The organism is Achromobacter sp. 77 (assembly GCF_020541125.1).
In the GTDB taxonomy this organism is placed as follows: Bacteria; Pseudomonadota; Gammaproteobacteria; order Burkholderiales; family Burkholderiaceae_B; genus Achromobacter; species Achromobacter mucicolens.
The window spans coordinates 2184395-2199624 of record NZ_CP059848.1 but is presented as its reverse complement, the minus strand read 5'-3'; the positions used below and the strand labels follow the sequence as shown (position 1 = coordinate 2199624).

General features: G+C 65.9%; 15 protein-coding genes, 1 tRNA gene and 1 riboswitch. Of the genes, 7 read left to right on the top strand and 9 right to left on the bottom strand.

Features of this window, described 5'->3' with window-relative positions:
* Positions 1-240 precede the first annotated feature (240 nt).
* Both xth and H4P35_RS10135 read left to right on the top strand, forming a co-directional pair.
* Positions 241-1023: an exodeoxyribonuclease III gene (gene xth, locus H4P35_RS10140; RefSeq protein WP_226848888.1), complete on the top strand. Its 783-nt coding sequence runs from the start codon at positions 241-243 to the stop codon at positions 1021-1023.
* A 70-nt stretch (positions 1024-1093) separates the two neighbouring features.
* A tRNA-Ala gene (locus H4P35_RS10135) sits at positions 1094-1169 on the top strand.
* Between the two features lie 279 nt (positions 1170-1448).
* Here H4P35_RS10135 and H4P35_RS10130 read toward each other — a convergent pair.
* Together H4P35_RS10130 and H4P35_RS10125 are read right to left on the bottom strand one after the other, a co-directional pair.
* Complete coding sequence (locus tag H4P35_RS10130; protein WP_226848887.1) at positions 1449-2495, bottom strand: nucleotidyl transferase AbiEii/AbiGii toxin family protein; 1047 nt, start codon at positions 2493-2495, stop codon at positions 1449-1451.
* 26 nt (positions 2496-2521) lie between these two features.
* On the bottom strand, positions 2522-3190 hold the full coding sequence (locus H4P35_RS10125) for a DUF6088 family protein (RefSeq protein ID WP_226848885.1): 669 nt from the start codon (positions 3188-3190) through the stop codon (positions 2522-2524).
* Between the two features lie 273 nt (positions 3191-3463).
* On the opposite strand from H4P35_RS10125, the gene H4P35_RS10120 reads away from it, so the two are divergent.
* Complete coding sequence (locus H4P35_RS10120) at positions 3464-3685, top strand: plasmid stability protein stbC (RefSeq protein ID WP_226848883.1); 222 nt, start codon at positions 3464-3466, stop codon at positions 3683-3685.
* A gap of 5 nt (positions 3686-3690) precedes the next feature.
* Here H4P35_RS10120 and H4P35_RS10115 read toward each other — a convergent pair whose 3' ends face one another.
* The gene (locus H4P35_RS10115) at positions 3691-5142 is read right to left on the bottom strand and encodes a sodium:solute symporter family protein (RefSeq protein ID WP_226848881.1); all 1452 of its coding nucleotides are present in this window, start codon (positions 5140-5142) and stop codon (positions 3691-3693) included.
* Positions 5143-5240: 98 nt separating this feature from the next.
* A riboswitch (TPP riboswitch) is annotated at positions 5241-5347 on the bottom strand.
* A gap of 181 nt (positions 5348-5528) precedes the next feature.
* On the opposite strand from H4P35_RS10115, the gene H4P35_RS10110 reads away from it, so the two are divergent.
* Positions 5529-6830, top strand: coding sequence for an LLM class flavin-dependent oxidoreductase (locus H4P35_RS10110; RefSeq protein ID WP_226849456.1), 1302 nt, complete (start codon positions 5529-5531; stop codon positions 6828-6830).
* 103 nt (positions 6831-6933) lie between these two features.
* Here the strand turns inward: H4P35_RS10110 and H4P35_RS10105 are convergent, their stop codons facing one another.
* A complete protein-coding gene (locus tag H4P35_RS10105) occupies positions 6934-7617 on the bottom strand; it encodes a MarC family NAAT transporter (RefSeq protein WP_056316331.1) in 684 nt (227 codons plus the stop codon).
* Between the two features lie 251 nt (positions 7618-7868).
* Between H4P35_RS10105 and hutG the strand changes: the two genes are divergently transcribed.
* On the top strand, positions 7869-8672 hold the full coding sequence (hutG, locus tag H4P35_RS10100; RefSeq protein WP_226848879.1) for an N-formylglutamate deformylase: 804 nt from the start codon (positions 7869-7871) through the stop codon (positions 8670-8672).
* A 32-nt stretch (positions 8673-8704) separates the two neighbouring features.
* The gene (locus H4P35_RS10095; RefSeq protein WP_226848877.1) at positions 8705-9718 is read left to right on the top strand and encodes a LysR family transcriptional regulator; all 1014 of its coding nucleotides are present in this window, start codon (positions 8705-8707) and stop codon (positions 9716-9718) included.
* 9 nt (positions 9719-9727) lie between these two features.
* On the opposite strand, the gene H4P35_RS10090 is transcribed toward H4P35_RS10095, so the two are convergent.
* The 5 genes from H4P35_RS10090 to H4P35_RS10070 all read right to left on the bottom strand — a co-directional run bounded on the left by H4P35_RS10090 (position 9728) and on the right by H4P35_RS10070 (position 14283).
* Positions 9728-10660: an electron transfer flavoprotein subunit alpha/FixB family protein gene (locus tag H4P35_RS10090; RefSeq protein ID WP_226848875.1), complete on the bottom strand. Its 933-nt coding sequence runs from the start codon at positions 10658-10660 to the stop codon at positions 9728-9730.
* Positions 10660-11409 (bottom strand): electron transfer flavoprotein subunit beta/FixA family protein, encoded by a 750-nt coding sequence (locus H4P35_RS10085; protein WP_056316320.1) that lies wholly within the window; start codon positions 11407-11409, stop codon positions 10660-10662. The genes H4P35_RS10090 and H4P35_RS10085 overlap by 1 nt, the downstream gene beginning before the upstream one ends.
* Positions 11410-11477: 68 nt before the next feature.
* Positions 11478-12089 carry a HutD family protein gene (locus H4P35_RS10080; RefSeq protein WP_226848873.1) on the bottom strand — a complete coding sequence of 204 codons (612 nt, stop codon included), beginning with the start codon at positions 12087-12089 and terminating at the stop codon, positions 11478-11480.
* 1 nt (position 12090) lies between these two features.
* Positions 12091-13278, bottom strand: coding sequence for an FAD-binding oxidoreductase (locus H4P35_RS10075; RefSeq protein WP_226848871.1), 1188 nt, complete (start codon positions 13276-13278; stop codon positions 12091-12093).
* Positions 13279-13389: 111 nt separating this feature from the next.
* The gene (locus tag H4P35_RS10070; protein ID WP_226848869.1) at positions 13390-14283 is read right to left on the bottom strand and encodes an AraC family transcriptional regulator; all 894 of its coding nucleotides are present in this window, start codon (positions 14281-14283) and stop codon (positions 13390-13392) included.
* Positions 14284-14447: 164 nt separating this feature from the next.
* Here H4P35_RS10070 and H4P35_RS10065 point away from each other — a divergent pair, with 164 nt between their 5' ends.
* On the top strand, positions 14448-15203 hold the full coding sequence (locus H4P35_RS10065; protein WP_226848867.1) for an SDR family NAD(P)-dependent oxidoreductase: 756 nt from the start codon (positions 14448-14450) through the stop codon (positions 15201-15203).
* Positions 15204-15230: the final 27 nt, after the last annotated feature.

Here is a 15230-nt window from a genome sequence, read left to right as displayed (position 1 = left end):
GTGTCTGACACCCGTTGGGACGCCGCCACGAACTGAGGATCGTCTCCCCAGGGTGTCAGACACCTTGCGGACCTTGCGGAGTTCAGCAAGCAGAAGAAGACAGCATGAGCGGGTATCATCTGGCCTTATCCCCGGCGAATGCCAACCACGCCCCGGATGCGTAGCCAGATGAGTAGCTAGACCGGGGTTTTGGAAGGCGCCACCGCCAAGAACCGCCTGAATAAACGGTCTGAAGAAAACATGAAACTCGCCACCTGGAACGTCAACTCCCTGAACGTGCGCCTGCAACAGGTCCTCGACTGGCTTGCCGCCAATCCCGTCGACGTGCTGTGCATCCAGGAGCTCAAGCTCACCGACGACAAGTTCCCCGAGGCGGCGTTCAAGGAAGCCGGCTATCACGCCGTCTGGGCCGGCCAGAAAACCTACAACGGCGTCGCCATCATCTCGCGCATGCCCGGCACGACGATGGTGCGCAACATTCCCGGCTTTGAGGATTCGCAGCAACGCGTGCTGGCCCTGACCTTCCCCAGCCCCGAGGGCGACGTGCGCGTCGTCTGCGCCTACTGCCCGAACGGCCAGTCGGTCGGCTCCGACAAGTACGCCTACAAGCTGGAATGGTTCGAAGCCATGCGCAAGTGGCTGGCCGACGAGATCAAGCAATTCCCCCGCCTTGCCGTGCTGGGCGACTACAACGTCGCCCCGGCCGACGAAGACGTGCACAACCCCGAAAAGTGGGAAGGCCAGGTCCTGGTGTCCGAACCCGAACGCCAGGCGCTGCGCTCGCTGATCGACCTGGGCCTGACCGACTCGTTCCGCCTGTTCGAGCAACCGGAAAAGTCGTTCAGCTGGTGGGACTACCGCCAATTCGCCTTCCGCCGCAACGCCGGCCTGCGCATCGACCACGTGCTGCTGTCCGCCCCGCTCGTCAAGCGCTGCGTCGCCTGCGTCATCGACAAGGAACCCCGCCGCAACGAGCAGCCCTCGGACCACGCGCCGGTCATCGCCACCCTGCAATTCGTCTGAAAAAATTTAGTGCCGTCCCGTGTTGCGTAGCGGGGCCGAATTCCTGTATATTTCTGCTCTTGCTTGATTTGGGGCGGTAGCTCAGCTGGGAGAGCGTCGCGTTCGCAATGCGAAGGTCGGGAGTTCGATCCTCCTCCGCTCCACCAAATTCCAGACGGAAAAGCCTTGGACACTTTTGTGTGCCAAGGCTTTTTTGTTTCTGCAGACTGAATTTCTCCTGCCCGCGATCAACGAGGTCCCCGGCGGCGAACAGTAGATCCTGGTCGAAGGAAAATCTGGTGGTAGCGAGCGCCCCGTTGAGCCGGACAAATGGCCATGGATGTCACCGACAGCGAGATCTCGGCCCTTGCTGTTCTGCTCAAAGCGGAGAGCCTGCGCATTGCCGGGTATCTGGCTTGATCTCATGCAGCGCTCACTCCTCTTTCTTACCCCTCCCTCGCATTGAGGCGACGTTCCAGCGCATCAATGGATTGCAACACATCATGGATCTCAGGCAACGCGCCAAAAACCATTCCGCCCATCGCCGCGTAATCACGCTCTAACGATTCGCTCATAGGCAGCGACGGCACCAAAGTGTATGAGCCGCGCGCAGCCAATTCCAACCCCAGATCGCCGCTGCCGAAAAACAGCCGGGCGTGCAGCGCGCAGTCCTGCGCCAAATGCTGGTTGGCCAACCAGATGTCTATTTCCGGATGCTGCAACAGGCGGTGGATGTCATAAAAGTGCCGTGAGACGCGCTGTCCGCCTTGGCGTAATTCTCCCCGGCGGTCATGCCATTGGCGCACTCCGTGCAAGATGATGATCTTGTCCCAAAAAGTGCGTTCTGGCTTGACTGTCGTAACGTTGCGTACGGCCATGTCCAGGTAGGGCAGATCGTCAGCAATATAGGGAACGACGGTAGCCGTTGCATGCGGGTCCAGCGCCGACTTGGCGCCTGCTTCGATCTTTACGGCGGAGCGAATGTAGCCCCCCTCTACCGTCGTCACGGCGGGATACCAGAACAACAACGTCTGCCGGTCGGGATCTTCGAGGTCCAATTCGACACGAAAATGGCCGACGGGCATGACCCGAGCCGCAATCTCGTCCAGATGCAAGGCCATCACCTCCGCAATGTATTGCTGACAGGCATCGCGAATGCGATTGAGACGAATGCGCCGTTGTTTGCCGCTCATGGCGTGGAGGGTGGAAGCCTCAATCGCTTCGCCGATATCGTGGCGAAATACCGTAATGTCGATGTCCTCGGAGAAGCGCGAAATCAGTCCAAATGACTTGGATAGGGAAGTGCCGCCTTTGAACAGCAACCGCGGTCCCTCGGCTGGCAAGCCGTTGAACAGCGCATCTAGAACCCAGCACACCCAAAAATCCTTTTCCACATGCTGAACCGCAGTGCCCAAACGCGTGGCCGTAGCGAAAAACAGGCCTCGACGCTCGGCGTCGCTTGCCTGAATGACCCTCTGGAAGTTCAAATTCATGCCAAGGTCCCACGGCGTGATTGGCGCTATCTGGAGACCGGCATTGTCGCCTTGGATGTACCCATCTGGGGATCACACCCCGGCAATTCTCGGACCAAGTCCTGCATCCATGCCGGCAAGGTGTTGAACCCTGCAAGTATGTCTTGGCGTATGGCTTCTCCTTGAGGAGATCCATCCAGTATTGCAGACAGCCGTTTAAGGACGTTCGGTTTGTTGGCGGGCAGCGTATCTTTGAGCCAGTGCAGCGCCTGCACGACACGCATTGCAGGCCGGCCGGCCCAGAACAATCGGCTTGGGGCCGTCAGCTTGAACCGAATCATCAGATTGCCTACCTGAATGGTCCGCCGCCGCGCGTCGGTATGAATCGTGACGTGCGCCGGTACCGCGTGGGTTAGTCCCAAATCGTTGGCTGCGGTCATGCCATCGACCAGCAAGCGCAATTGGTCACGGCGGGCAATGGCATCCAGAACGGCGCGGTAATCCGGAGCTGTTGCCGCTTTTGTCAGGCTGTTTATTCTTGGCCGGTCGTACAGCCCGCGGTCGACCCGGCGCAATCGCCCAGCCGCCACGAGGCGCTGTAGCGCCTTGTCGACGGCATCGCGCGCCCCCAAGTGGGCAAAATCCGACGCCCCCCAGACATGCCCAGGTTTGGCGGCATCCAGGCAGGACACGATTTGAGTCTTGATATCGTTCATATGGGCATGTCTGTCCGATATTTGTATATCTTTTTCGGACGGATGACAATATCGAGCCGCAATTTGTGGGCAAATGTCGGGCAACGGTCTTGCATTCGCAGATATTTCTCTACGTCCGACTTTTCCAGGGCTGGCGTAGCGACTTTGCCTCCCGAAGCACACAATCGCTATCAATTCGGCGGCATTCCCCACAGACGTCCGCGCTCCACATCGGCCAAGCGCGTGACAGGGATACCAGATCCAAAATGACACGCAGACAGGATTCACGACAAGATGCGGAGCACCCTACCCGAGCACAACGCCAAGCATGGCGGAAGTATCGAAGCAGAAGTTTGCAGCAGTCTCGAAGAGGCAGCGCGCTTGGATGGACGCCTCAAGGTTGGCTCTGCCTTGGCATCCATCGCTCGTAAAGCCGGGTCATTGAGTGAAAAAGAGATCGAATGCATCAATCGGGTTCGCGACAAAGAAGTTGCCATCCCGATGGATTTTCGATGATCCCCTCAAACCCGCTCCTGATCCAACCTGCGCACCGCCCCGCTCAGCGTCGCAAAATCAAACTCCTTGCGTCCGCGCATCAACAGCCGGATCAGCACCGTCGTCACCACCGGCACAAACGCCGCCAGCAGGAACGATTCCAGCAGGAACACGGGCTTGTCGCCCGGTGCGGGAAAGAAGAACAGGCCGGCGACGAGGCCGGTGATGGTCGAGAGCGTGGCGGTGAAGCCGTCGTGCTTGCGGCTGAAAAGGCCGTAGAACACCGGGAACGCGGCGGCCGAGCACAGCAGGTCGGCCAGCAGGAACAGGTACAGCACGCTGTAGCCCTGCGAGGCCACGATCATGACGGGAATGGCCATCAGCAGCACCAGCGAGCGCGCCAGGCGCTTCATGGTGCCGGCGGTGGCGTTGGGCATCAGGCGGCGCAGATCGACCGCGATGATGCTGGTCACCGCGCTGATGGCGGTGTCGGCGGTGCTCATGACCAGCGCCAGGCCCAGCGGGATCAGGGCGACGACGAACCACACCGGCGCGTGCGGCATGATGACGCTGAACAGCGCAATGGAACTGTCGCCCGCCGGGGCCAGGCCGACAAACGCCAGGCCGAACAGGCCCATCAGGAATATGAACGGCGCCACCAGCACGCCGCCCAGCAGAAAGCCGTTGCGCATCGTGCGCGCGTCGCGCGCGGCGTAGATGCGTTGCCAGTTGCCCTGGTGGAAGATGCCGGTCAAGAGGATGGCGACAAAGAAGGTCAGGCCGGCTTTCACGCCCACCGGGTCGGTCACATCCAGCAGTTGCGGCGCCTTGGCCTGCAGCGCCTCGATGGTGGGCAATGCGCCGCCGGCCGCCTGCCAGCCCACGACGCACAACACCACCAGCAGCGGCACGATGATCATCATCTGCACCTGATCGGTGAAGATCGAAGAGCGCAGCCCGCCGTAGGTGGTGTAGAGCAAGGTCGTCCCCATCACGATGGCGGCCGTGGTCCACAGCGGCACGGGCGCCAGCATCGCGACCAGCTTGGCGATGGCCGTGACCTCGGCGGACAGCGCGATAAAGAGATAAAAGAGCATGATGAACAGCGCCAGGCCATACATGGGCCGGCCGTAGCGCGCCATCAGGAACTCCGTCAGCGTGTGACCGTGCGGGATCAGTTCGCGCATGCGGCGTCCCAGCGGAATCATGACCAGTCGCGGCGACATCGAGCCCAGCGCGTAGCCGATCACGGCGGCCAGGCCGCCCCAGGTGGCCGCCTGCGCGGGCGAGAAGAGAATCCAGGCGCCCAGCGTGGACGCCATCAGCGTGAGGATCGTGCCAAACGACCCCTGGCTGTTGCGCGCGACGATGTAGTCTTCAAGCGTGCTGCGCTTGCGCCGGGTGTACAGCACGCTGGCCACGGCAAAGCCGCCCGAGAACAGCAACAGCCATATCAGGGCGGTGGTTTGGGTCAACATGAAGGTCGGTCCTCCCGCGGGCGGCCTGCGGCCACACGCGTAACGCGGCGGCCCGCCGTCGGAAGGCCGCAAGATGAGTGGAATCAGGGAGGGCGCGCGAGACTTGCGGAGTCCTTCCCTTCGCCGGCATTACCCGGATCAGGTTCAAAGGGTTACCGCGTTGCCGCGGAATCTCAGCCCATGCAGGGCTCCCCCAGGAATTGCCGCAAGGTTAGGAGAGCGGCGCGGCGATGTCAACGCGCGGCGCAGGCCGGTGTGGCGGGCGGGGGTGGCTGGCAAGGGTGGCGGGCGCCCGCGCGGGCGATTTATGCTAATTTCGCCCGCTTGCGGCACCGGCGGGCGTGCCGGACGCGGCAACCGATGACGCCAACGAAGACCTGATCGCCATGATGCACCTGAACCTGTTCATTTTCGGCTGCGGCCACCACCGCGCGGCCTGGCGCCACCCGGACTCGGCGGCAGAGCGGCTGGGTGACATCGCCTATTACGAAAGCCTGGCGCGCACGGCCGAACGCGGCAAGCTGGACGCCATCTTCTTTGCCGATGGCCAGTCGATGGACAACATCGGCGACGGTCCGCGCTGGTACCTGGAACCCCTGACCACGATGGCGGCCATCGCCCGCGCCACCACGCACATCGGCCTGATCAGCACGGTATCCAGCACGTTCTTCACGCCCTTTCATGCGGCGCGCATGGTGGCCTCGCTGGATCACATCTCCGGCGGCCGAATGGGGTGGAACGTGGTGACGTCGATGTTCGACGCCGAAGCGCGCAACCACGGCTACGAAGCCATGCCCGGTCACGACTGGCGCTACGCGCGCGCCGAGGAGTTTGTCGACGTCGCGCTGCGGCTGTTCGACTCGTGGGACGACGACGCCCTGGCCATCGACCGCAACGGTTACTTTGGCGTGCCCGACCGCCTGCACAAGATCGATCACCACGGCGAACATTTCCTGGTGGACGGCCCGTTGACCGTGCCGCGACCGCCGCAAGGCCATCCGGTGCTGTTCCAGGCGGGCGCCTCGGACCAGGGCCGCGATCTGGCGGCGCGGCGCGCGGAAGCCATCTACGCGGTGGCCTACGACCTGCCGGCCGCGCAAGCCTATTACCGCGACATCAAGCAGCGGGTGCGGGCCGCGGGCCGCGACGCCTTCGTGCCGATCATGCCCGGGCTGGTGACCTATGTCGGGGCGACCGAAGCCGAAGCCCGCGCCAAGCAGCGCGAACTGGACGAGCTGCTGCCCGCGGACGCCTCGCTGCGCCAGCTGGGCATGTTCGTCCTGCAGGATTGCTCGGGTTGGGAACTGGACGCCCCCGTGCCGCCCTTGCCCCCCTTGTCCGAGTTCAAGGGGCCCCAGGGCCGTTACGCAACGATCCTGCGCATCATCGAGACCGAACAGCCCACGGTGCGCCAGTTGCTGGGCAGGCTGGCCGCGGGCGGCGGGCACTGCACGATGGTGGGAACGCCAGAGCAGATCGCCGACCGGATGGAACACTGGTTCAGGAACGAAGGCGCCGACGGCTTCAATCTCATGCCCCCGTCACTGCCGAGCGGCATCGACGATTTCGTGGAACAGGTGGTGCCGGTGCTGCAAAAGCGCGGGCTGTTCCGCAAAGACTACGAACACGCCACGCTGCGCGGACATCTGGGCTTGGATCGGCCGGAACGGCGAATGGCGGGAAACTGACGGGCCGTCAACGGGACCAGAACCCGCCGGACGCCCGTCACGCACGCGAGGCAGGCCCGCCCGATCAGGCCCAGGTCACGAATTCGCGGTCGGGGCCCGGCATCTACAGATTGGGGTACGTGCCCACGATCTCCAGCACGCCATTGATGACGAACTGCACCCCCATGCAGACCAGCAGAAAGCCCATGACCCGCGAGATGGCCTCGACGCCGCTCTTGCCGATCACGGCCACGATGCGGCCCGCCCAATGCAGGCAGATCCAGAACAGCAGCCCCAGCAGCGAGAACACGATGACGGGCGCGACGGCGACCACCCAGCGCACATAGTCCGGCGCAATGGCGGAATCGACCGAGGATGCGCCGCTGATGATCATCGCGATCGTGCCCGGGCCCGCGGTGCCCGGCAGGGCCAATGGCACGAAGGCGATGTTCGGGCTTTCGCGCTCCAGCGCATCGGCCGTGGCTTCGGCCTCCAGGGCGCGTGGATGGTCCGACGGAAACAGCATGCTGAAGCCGATGGTGACCACGATGAGCCCGCCCGCGATGCGCAACCCGGGGATCGAAATGCCGAAGGTGTGCATCAAGAGCGCGCCGGCGTAGTACGTGACCAGCATGATCCCGACGACATAGAACGCCGCCTGGGTCACCTGCTTCTGCCGTTCCTTGAACGGAATCTGGTTTCCGAGCGACAGCAGCAGCGTCATGGAAGTCAGCGGATTGGCCAGCGGCAGCATCAGCGCCAGCCCCAGGCTGACCAGCTTGCCCAGTTGAATCAGTTCATCGATCATGAAGGCTCGCTAGAGTGTGCGAGCCATCTACTCTACCTCACCCTGCCCGGCGGTTTGCTGCCGCGCGGCCACGACCCGGGTGCCTCCCCCCGCGTCCGCGCCTTGGTCAAGGCGTTCAGCATCGTCCCGGCTAATCATCAGCATCCATTAAACTGATGCAATTCCCGCAGCGGGCCGCGCTGCCTAGCATACAAGCGCCCGCCGCCCGCGGTTCTGCCGCGGCGCATTGCCATTGCCACCCGGAGTTTCTCTTGAGCGACATCTATCACTTCAGCCGCGGCACCGCCCCGCTGCTGATCTCCATTCCCCACCTCGGCAGCCAGATTCCCGAGGCGCAACAGCCGCAAATGACGTCCGTCGCCCTGCAGTCGGGCGACACGGACTGGCACCTGGACACCCTGTACCAATTTGCCCAGGCGCTGGGCGCCTCCGTGCTGGGCGCGCGCCATTCGCGCTACGTGGTCGACCTGAACCGTCCGCCCAACGACGAAAGCCTGTACCCCGGGCAGACCAAGACCGGCCTGTGCCCCACCCAGGCGTTTCGCGGCGATGCCCTGTACCAGAACGAGGCCGTGCTGACCGACGCCGAACGCGCCCAGCGGCTGGAGGCGTACTGGAAGCCGTATCACGCCAAGCTGCGCGAGGAGCTCGACCGCATCAAGGCCGAGCACGGCACGGTGCTGCTGTGGGAAGCCCACTCGATCGCCAGCGTCCTGCCCCGCCTGTTCAACGGCAAGCTGCCGGACCTGAACATCGGCACGTCTGACGGCGCGTCGTGCGCGCCCGATATCCTGGCCGCCGTGCAAGGCCAGCTGGACGCGTGCACCGACTACACCTGGGCCGTCAACGGCCGCTTCAAGGGCGGTTACATCACGCGCCACTATGGCGCCCCGGCGGACAACGTCCACGCCATCCAGCTCGAGATGTGCCAGTCCACCTACATGGACGAAACGTACCCGTACGGCTATCGCCCCGACCTGGCCGGCAAGGTCATTCCGGTGGTCGAAGGCATGGTGACTGCCGCGCTGCGCCAGACCACCGCGCGCCAACGCTGACCCCCCGCCCTTCGCAGCCGGACGCCAACGCCATGACCCGCTTTTCGTTCAGCACCACGGAAAACTATCCGGAATGGAACCTGCTGCTGACCTGGGTGGCGGTCGTGGAGGCCGCGTCGGTGTCCGGCGCGGCGCGGCTGCTGGGGTTCTCGCAGGCGGCGGTGTCGCAGCGGATCAAGCAGCTTGAAGCCGCCATGTCGACCGAGCTGCTGGACCGCAGCACCCGCCCGGCCCGGCCCACGCCGGCCGGCGAGCTGCTGTTCGAACACGCCGCGCGGCTGCTGGCGCAGGCCGGCGACATGACCGAGAGCGTGCGCAACCTTAGCCGGGCCAAGCGCAACATCGTGCGTTTCGGTTGCGTGGATTCCTTTGCGGGCACGCTGGGGCCCACGCTGATCCATGGCCTGTCCGGCGCGTCGCGCCAGATCCGGCTGTGGTCGGGCATCACGCCCGTGCTGGACAAGCAGCTGGAGGACCGGCAGCTGGACCTCGTCGTCACCACCAGCGCGTCCGCGGGCAAACCCAACATCCGCAAGTACAGCTTGTTCAGCGAGCCCTACGTGCTGATCGTTCCGCGCTCGATGAACATGGACCGGATCGATACGCTCAAGGAATTGGGCAAGCGCGCGCAGTTCATCCGCTACAGCGCGCGTTCGTTCATCGGCGCCGAGATCGACCGGCTGGTCGAGTCGCACGGCGTGGCGATTGAACGCACCTACGAATTCGACAACACCGACCCGCTGCTCAGCCTGGTCACCGCGGGCCTGGGTTTTGGCATCAGCACGCCGCTGTGCATCTGGCAGTCGCGCCACTTTCTGGACCAGCTGCGCGTGCTGCCGCTGGCGCCCTACCTGGGCGCGGCGCGGGACGACGATCCCAGCCTGTCGCGCACGCTGTTCCTGGCCGCGCGCCAGCAGGAAGTGGGCAAGCTGCCCTTTGAGGCGCGCGACGTGATCCTGATGGCCATGGAACGCCTGATCCAGAAGGAACTTGCGCCGGCCCTGGGGCTGCCGCCGGCCACGCTGTGGCGCAGCCTGCGGCGTTGACGCCCCTGATTACGGCAGCGATGCCGTCAGCGCCGGCACGGCCTCGAACAGGTCGCCGACCAGCCCGTAGTCGGCCACGCCGAAAATCGGCGCATCGCCATCCTTGTTGATGGCGACGATGACCTTGGAATCCTTCATGCCCGCCAGATGCTGGATGGCGCCCGAGATGCCGACTGCCACGTACAGCTCCGGCGCGACGATCTTGCCGGTCTGGCCGACCTGCCAGTCGTTCGGCGCGTAGCCCGCGTCCACCGCGGCGCGCGAGGCGCCCAGTGCGGCGCCCAGCTTTTCGGCCAGCGGATCCAGCAACTTGAAGTTCTCGGCGCTGCCCAGGCCGCGTCCGCCCGACACCACGGCGCGCGCGCCGCCCAGGTCGGGGCGTTCGGACACCGCGATCTCGCGGCTGACAAATCGCGCCAACCCGCTTCCAGCGACGGCTTCGACCGTTTCCACCGTGGCGCTGCCGCCCTCGGCGGGCGCGGGGTCGAAGGCCGTGGGCCGGATGGTGGCGACGATCACCGGGTAACCGCTCTTGACCGTTGCGATGGCATTGCCGGCGTAGATGGGACGCTTGAACGTATCGGGCGCCAGCACTTCAATGACATCCGATATCTGCGCCACGTCCAGCAAGGCGGCGATGCGCGGCGCCACGCCCTTGCCCTGCGCCGTCGCGGGCAGGAACAGGTGCGAGTAACCGGGGGCAAGCGCGACCGCCTGCGCGGCCAGGGCTTCGGGCAAGCCATCGGCAAGCTGCGGCGCTTGCGCCAGCAGCACCTTGTCCACCCCGGCAACGCGCGCGGCGGCGTCGGCCACGGGCTGCGCGTCGCCGCCCGCCACCAGCACGTGGACGGGCAGGCCCAGCCGGGAGGCCGCGGCGATGGTGTTGAGCGTGGCGCCGGCGAGCGCCCGATTGTCGTGTTCGGCAATAACAAGGACCGTCATCAGATCACCTTGGCTTCGTTCTTCAGTTTGTCGACCAGTGCGGCCACGTCCGCCACCTTGATGCCGGGCGCGCGCGCCGCGGGTTCCTCGACGCGCAGCGTCTGCAGGCGGGATACGGGATCCACGCCCAGCGCGTCGGGCGTCTGGACATCCAGCGGTTTCTTCTTGGCCTTCATGATGTTGGGCAGCGTGACGTAGCGCGGCTCGTTCAGGCGCAGGTCCGCGGTGACGATGGCGGGCAGGGTCAGTTCCACCACTTCCAGCCCGCCGTCGACCTCGCGCGTGACGCGCGCCGTGCCGTCGCCGATGGCGATGGCGCTGGCGTTGGTGGCCTGCGGCCAGCCCAGCAGGGCCGCCAGCATCTGGCCGGTCTGGCAGGCGTCGTCATCGATCGCCTGCTTGCCCAGGATCACCAGCGCGGGCGCTTCCTGCTCCACGACGGCGCGCAGCAGCTTGGCCACTTCCAGCGGCTGCAGCGCGGCATCCGTCTGCACCAGCACGCCCCGGTCGGCGCCGATGGCCATCGCGGTGCGCAGCGTCTCTTGCGACTGGGCCGTGCCGCAGGACACGGCCACGACCTCGGCGGCAGCGCCCTGCTCTTTCAGGCGCACGGCGGCCTCGACGGCGATTTCATCGAACGGGTTCATCGACATCTTGACGTTGCCGATGTCCACGCCGCTCTGGTCGGCCTTGACGCGTACGTTGACGTTGTAGTCAACCACGCGCTTGACCGCGGCAAGTACCTTCATGGAAACACTCCTGAGTGAAAGGAATCAACGGCCGTTACCGCGTCACGGCGGAAACGGATGCAGCTTGTTCAGCCGGGGCTGGCAGCGGAGACGGCGATGGTGAGGATCACGGCGAATCCGGCGGCCGGGGTGGCCGGCAGCGGGTGGGTGTCTGGTGCGGGGACGCCCCGCCACAGCAGGTATTCGCCTGACGCCAGCTCCCCCGGAAAACTACCCTGACCGCCCGCGCCACCGGCGTCGGCGGCCACGATCAACTGCGTGACCGCACGCCCCGCCATCGCGCCGGGCAAGCCGCCCACGTCGCATTGGCCCGCCGCCACGCCCGCGCAAGTCACCGACGCCACCGCCTCGCCACGCCGGACAAAAAGGTTCAGCACGCGCACCGGCCCGCCGATCATCGTGGACTGCAGCCCGTCATCGCCCCCGAACGGCGCGGGTTCGCGCGGCCGCAGCACCACCAAAACCCCTTCCCCTTGCAGCGTCACGCCTTCCCCGGACAGCACCACCGACACGCGGTCGTAGCCGGGAAAGCGCGAGTACGGACCGTCGCGCTCAATATCGGCGATGCTGACGCGCCAGCGCCCGTCCGGGTCGGCCGCCAGCGTGCGCGTGACGCCGCCGCCGTTCTTCCAGGGCTCGGGCGGCAGCGCCAGCCAGCTGGCGCGCTGCGGCGCGGCCAAATCAGGACACCGCGCCAAGGCCGTACTTCCCGGTCAACAACGCGCCGCGCTGAAAGCGGCCAAGTTCATAAGGCGTAAGCGACACGTCGGTCGCCAGGCCCAGCGCCTCCTGGGCCAGCACGCGGCCCACGGTGGGCGACAGCTTGAAGCCGTGGCCCGAGAAGCCAAAGCCCACGATCAGGCCCTGCACGCCGGGCACGCGGCCCAGCACGGGATTCCAGTCGGGCGTCACGTCGTAGACGCCGGTCCAGGACGACGCCAGTCCCGCGGTCTCGTAGGCCGGAAAGCGGTCGGCGACCTGGGCGCCGACTTCGGCCACGTAGTCCAGCGGAATGTCGCCCTGTTCGGCGTCGCTCTTTTGCAGCGCCTCGCCCACGATGCCCTCGCTCACCAGCATCTGGTTGCCGCCGTAGCTGCGGCAGTACAGCATGCCGGGCGACGCCAGGTCCTTGAAGACGGGCATCGAATACGTATAGGGCGCCGCGTCGCATTCCAGCGCCAGCACGGCGTGGCGCTCAGGCACGACGGGCATGGCAACGCCCGTCCAGCCGGCAAGCTCGGGCGTCCAGATGTTCTGCGTGCTGATGACCAATGGCGCGTGGTAGTCGCCTTCCGAGGTGGAAACGCCCGTCACGCGGCCGTTGTCGATAAGCAGACGCTGGACGTTGACGTTCTCGCGGATGGTGACGCCACGGCGGCGCGCGCCGCGCGCAAAGCTGGTGGCCACCAGGTACGCGTCGGCAAAGCCCGCTTCCGGCTCGTAGCCGATCAGCGCGGCGTTGTCGAAAGACGCGATGGGCAACAGTTCACGGGCCTGCGCGGCGTCCAGCAATTCCAGCGCGATGCCCTGCGCCTTTTGCTGCGCCAGCGCGCCGCGCAGCGGTTCCAGCTTGTCGTCGTCGGCGGCGGTAATCAGGTAGCCGCATTTGACCAGTCCGCAGGAGGCCTCGTCGTCGCCCAGATAGCTGGCGAAATTGTTGAACACGCTCCAGGAGCGTTGGGCCAGCTCCACGTTCTCGCGCACGGAATAGTGCGTGCGCAGGATGCCGGACGACTGCGACGTGGTGCCCGCCCCGATGGTCTCGCGGTCCAGCACCAGCACGTTCTTCGCGCCGAGCTCGGCCAGGTGAAAGGCCACCGAACTGCCGATCACGCCGGCACCAATCACGATCACGTCATAACTTTTCACGACAAGGCTCCAAGGACAAGTGCCGCGAGTGTGGGCCCGGCCTTTCGGAGCCGCGGCAATATAAGCGCCGCGAATACTTAATAAAAGCGTTCTGGAAAAGCGCGCCGGGTGTCAGGCGGCTGCGCTCGCGGCGGCGCGTATCGCCTCGGCATCCCTGCCCGGCGGCAGGCCGAACATCCGCCGGTATTCACGGGTGAACTGCTGCACGCTTTCATAGCCCACGGCGAACGCCGCGCTGCTGGCGGACACGCCTTCGGCCGTCATGCGCCGGCGCGCCTCGATCAGGCGCAGCTGCTTCTGGAACTGGCGCGGCGACAGCGACGTGGCCGCGCGAAAGTGCTGATGGAACGATGATGCGCTCATGCCGGCCGCGGCCGCGAGCCGCTCGACCGGCAGCGGTTGCGCAAACTCGGCCCGCAGCAGCGCGACGGCGCGCGCGATGCGCGGGGCGGCGCTGGCCGGCCCGGCCAACTGGCGGATCGCCTGCCCGTGGCGGCCAGCCAGCAGCCAATAGTGCATTTCGCGCACCAGCTGGGCTTGCAGAATGGGCAGCGCCGCCGGCCGTTCAACCAGGCGCAGCAGACGCAGCGCGGCGTCGGCGACTTCGGCATCCGTCTGCTCCACCCGCACCGGCGCGCCGGGCTCTCCCGGCCCCAGCTTCATTTCCAGGGCCAGTTCGGCGATGACGGCCAGATCCAGATCCAGGACCAGCGACAGATAAGGCTGCGCCGCGCTGGCGCGCGTGATCTGGCTGACGGTGGGCACGTCGGCCGTGATCAGCAGCGAATCGCCCGCGCCGAAATCGAAGGTATCCGCACCCAGCGACACGCGCTTGGCGCCCTGCAGCACAAGGCACGCAAGCGGCCGCGAGATCGCGTGGTCCAGCCCGCTAGGCTGCACCGCGCGGATGACGGCGAGTCCCGGGATGGGGGTTTGTGCCAAACCGGCCGGCCCGGCGTGGCACGCCGCGTAGCGGCTGGCGGCCGCGCGCAAGGCGTCGTTCATGGAGGAATCGCAAGAGGTTGCCACGGGGCCATCGTAATGGGTTCTCGTCGGGCCGGGCGCACATTTGGAGGATCGGGCCAACAGCGTCAACGTTCAGGCAAAGGCCATGGGCGGCATCCGCCACAGAATGGAAGCCTCACCGCAAGCCACCAAGGAGCCATTCCATGAGCAAGATTTCTCTCGTCACCGGATCGAGCCGCGGCCTGGGCCGCAGCGCCGCCCTGGCCCTCGCCCGCCACGGCAACGATGTCGTCATCACCTACCAAAGCCGCGAGGCGCAGGCCAACGAGGTCGTCGCCGAGGTGGAACAACTGGGCGGCAAGGCCGTGGCGCTGCAGCTCGATGCAGGCAACGTCGCCGCGTTTCCGGATTTTGCCGCCCGCCTGCAGGCGGCGCTGGCCCGGACATGGCAGCGTGACCGCTTCGATCATCTGGTCAACAACGCCGGCCATGGCGAGATGGCGCCGATTGCCGACATGCGCGTCGAGGCCTTCGACAAGCTGGTCGACGTCCACTTCAAGGGCGTGTTCTTTCTGACGCAGCACCTGTTGCCGCTGCTGGCCGACGGCGGCCGCATCGTGAACCTGTCGAGCGGCCTGACGCGCGTGTCGGCGCCCGGCTGGGCGGCGTATGCCGCGACCAAGGGCGCCGTCGAGGTGCTGACGGTCTACCTGGCCAAGGAGCTTGGCCACCGCGGGATTGCCGTGAACACCGTGGCGCCGGGCGCCATCGAAACGGACTTCCTGGGCGGCGCGGTGCGCGACACGCCCGAGTTCAACAAGGCGTTCGCGGACATGACCGCGTTGGGACGCGTGGGCGTGCCCGACGACATCGGGCCGATGATTGCCGGCCTGTTGTCCGAAGACAACCGCTGGGTCAACGCCCAGCGCATCGAAGTCTCGGGCGGCCAGGGCATCTGACACGGGCGCCTCGGGCACGGCCGCGCG

Bases quoted from the DNA above. Each gene is read 5' to 3' on its own strand.
- xth (WP_226848888.1), top strand. From the start codon at position 241: ATGAAACTCGCCACCTGGAACGTCAACTCCCTGAACGTGCGCCTGCAA.
- H4P35_RS10130 (WP_226848887.1), bottom strand. From the start codon at position 2,495: ATGAATTTGAACTTCCAGAGGGTCATTCAGGCAAGCGACGCCGAGCGT.
- H4P35_RS10125 (WP_226848885.1), bottom strand. From the start codon at position 3,190: ATGAACGATATCAAGACTCAAATCGTGTCCTGCCTGGATGCCGCCAAA.
- H4P35_RS10120 (WP_226848883.1), top strand. From the start codon at position 3,464: ATGCGGAGCACCCTACCCGAGCACAACGCCAAGCATGGCGGAAGTATC.
- H4P35_RS10115 (WP_226848881.1), bottom strand. From the start codon at position 5,142: ATGTTGACCCAAACCACCGCCCTGATATGGCTGTTGCTGTTCTCGGGC.
- H4P35_RS10110 (WP_226849456.1), top strand. From the start codon at position 5,529: ATGATGCACCTGAACCTGTTCATTTTCGGCTGCGGCCACCACCGCGCG.
- H4P35_RS10105 (WP_056316331.1), bottom strand. From the start codon at position 7,617: ATGATCGATGAACTGATTCAACTGGGCAAGCTGGTCAGCCTGGGGCTG.
- H4P35_RS10095 (WP_226848877.1), top strand. From the start codon at position 8,705: ATGACCCGCTTTTCGTTCAGCACCACGGAAAACTATCCGGAATGGAAC.
- H4P35_RS10090 (WP_226848875.1), bottom strand. From the start codon at position 10,660: ATGACGGTCCTTGTTATTGCCGAACACGACAATCGGGCGCTCGCCGGC.
- H4P35_RS10085 (WP_056316320.1), bottom strand. From the start codon at position 11,409: ATGAAGGTACTTGCCGCGGTCAAGCGCGTGGTTGACTACAACGTCAAC.
- H4P35_RS10070 (WP_226848869.1), bottom strand. From the start codon at position 14,283: ATGAACGACGCCTTGCGCGCGGCCGCCAGCCGCTACGCGGCGTGCCAC.
- H4P35_RS10065 (WP_226848867.1), top strand. From the start codon at position 14,448: ATGAGCAAGATTTCTCTCGTCACCGGATCGAGCCGCGGCCTGGGCCGC.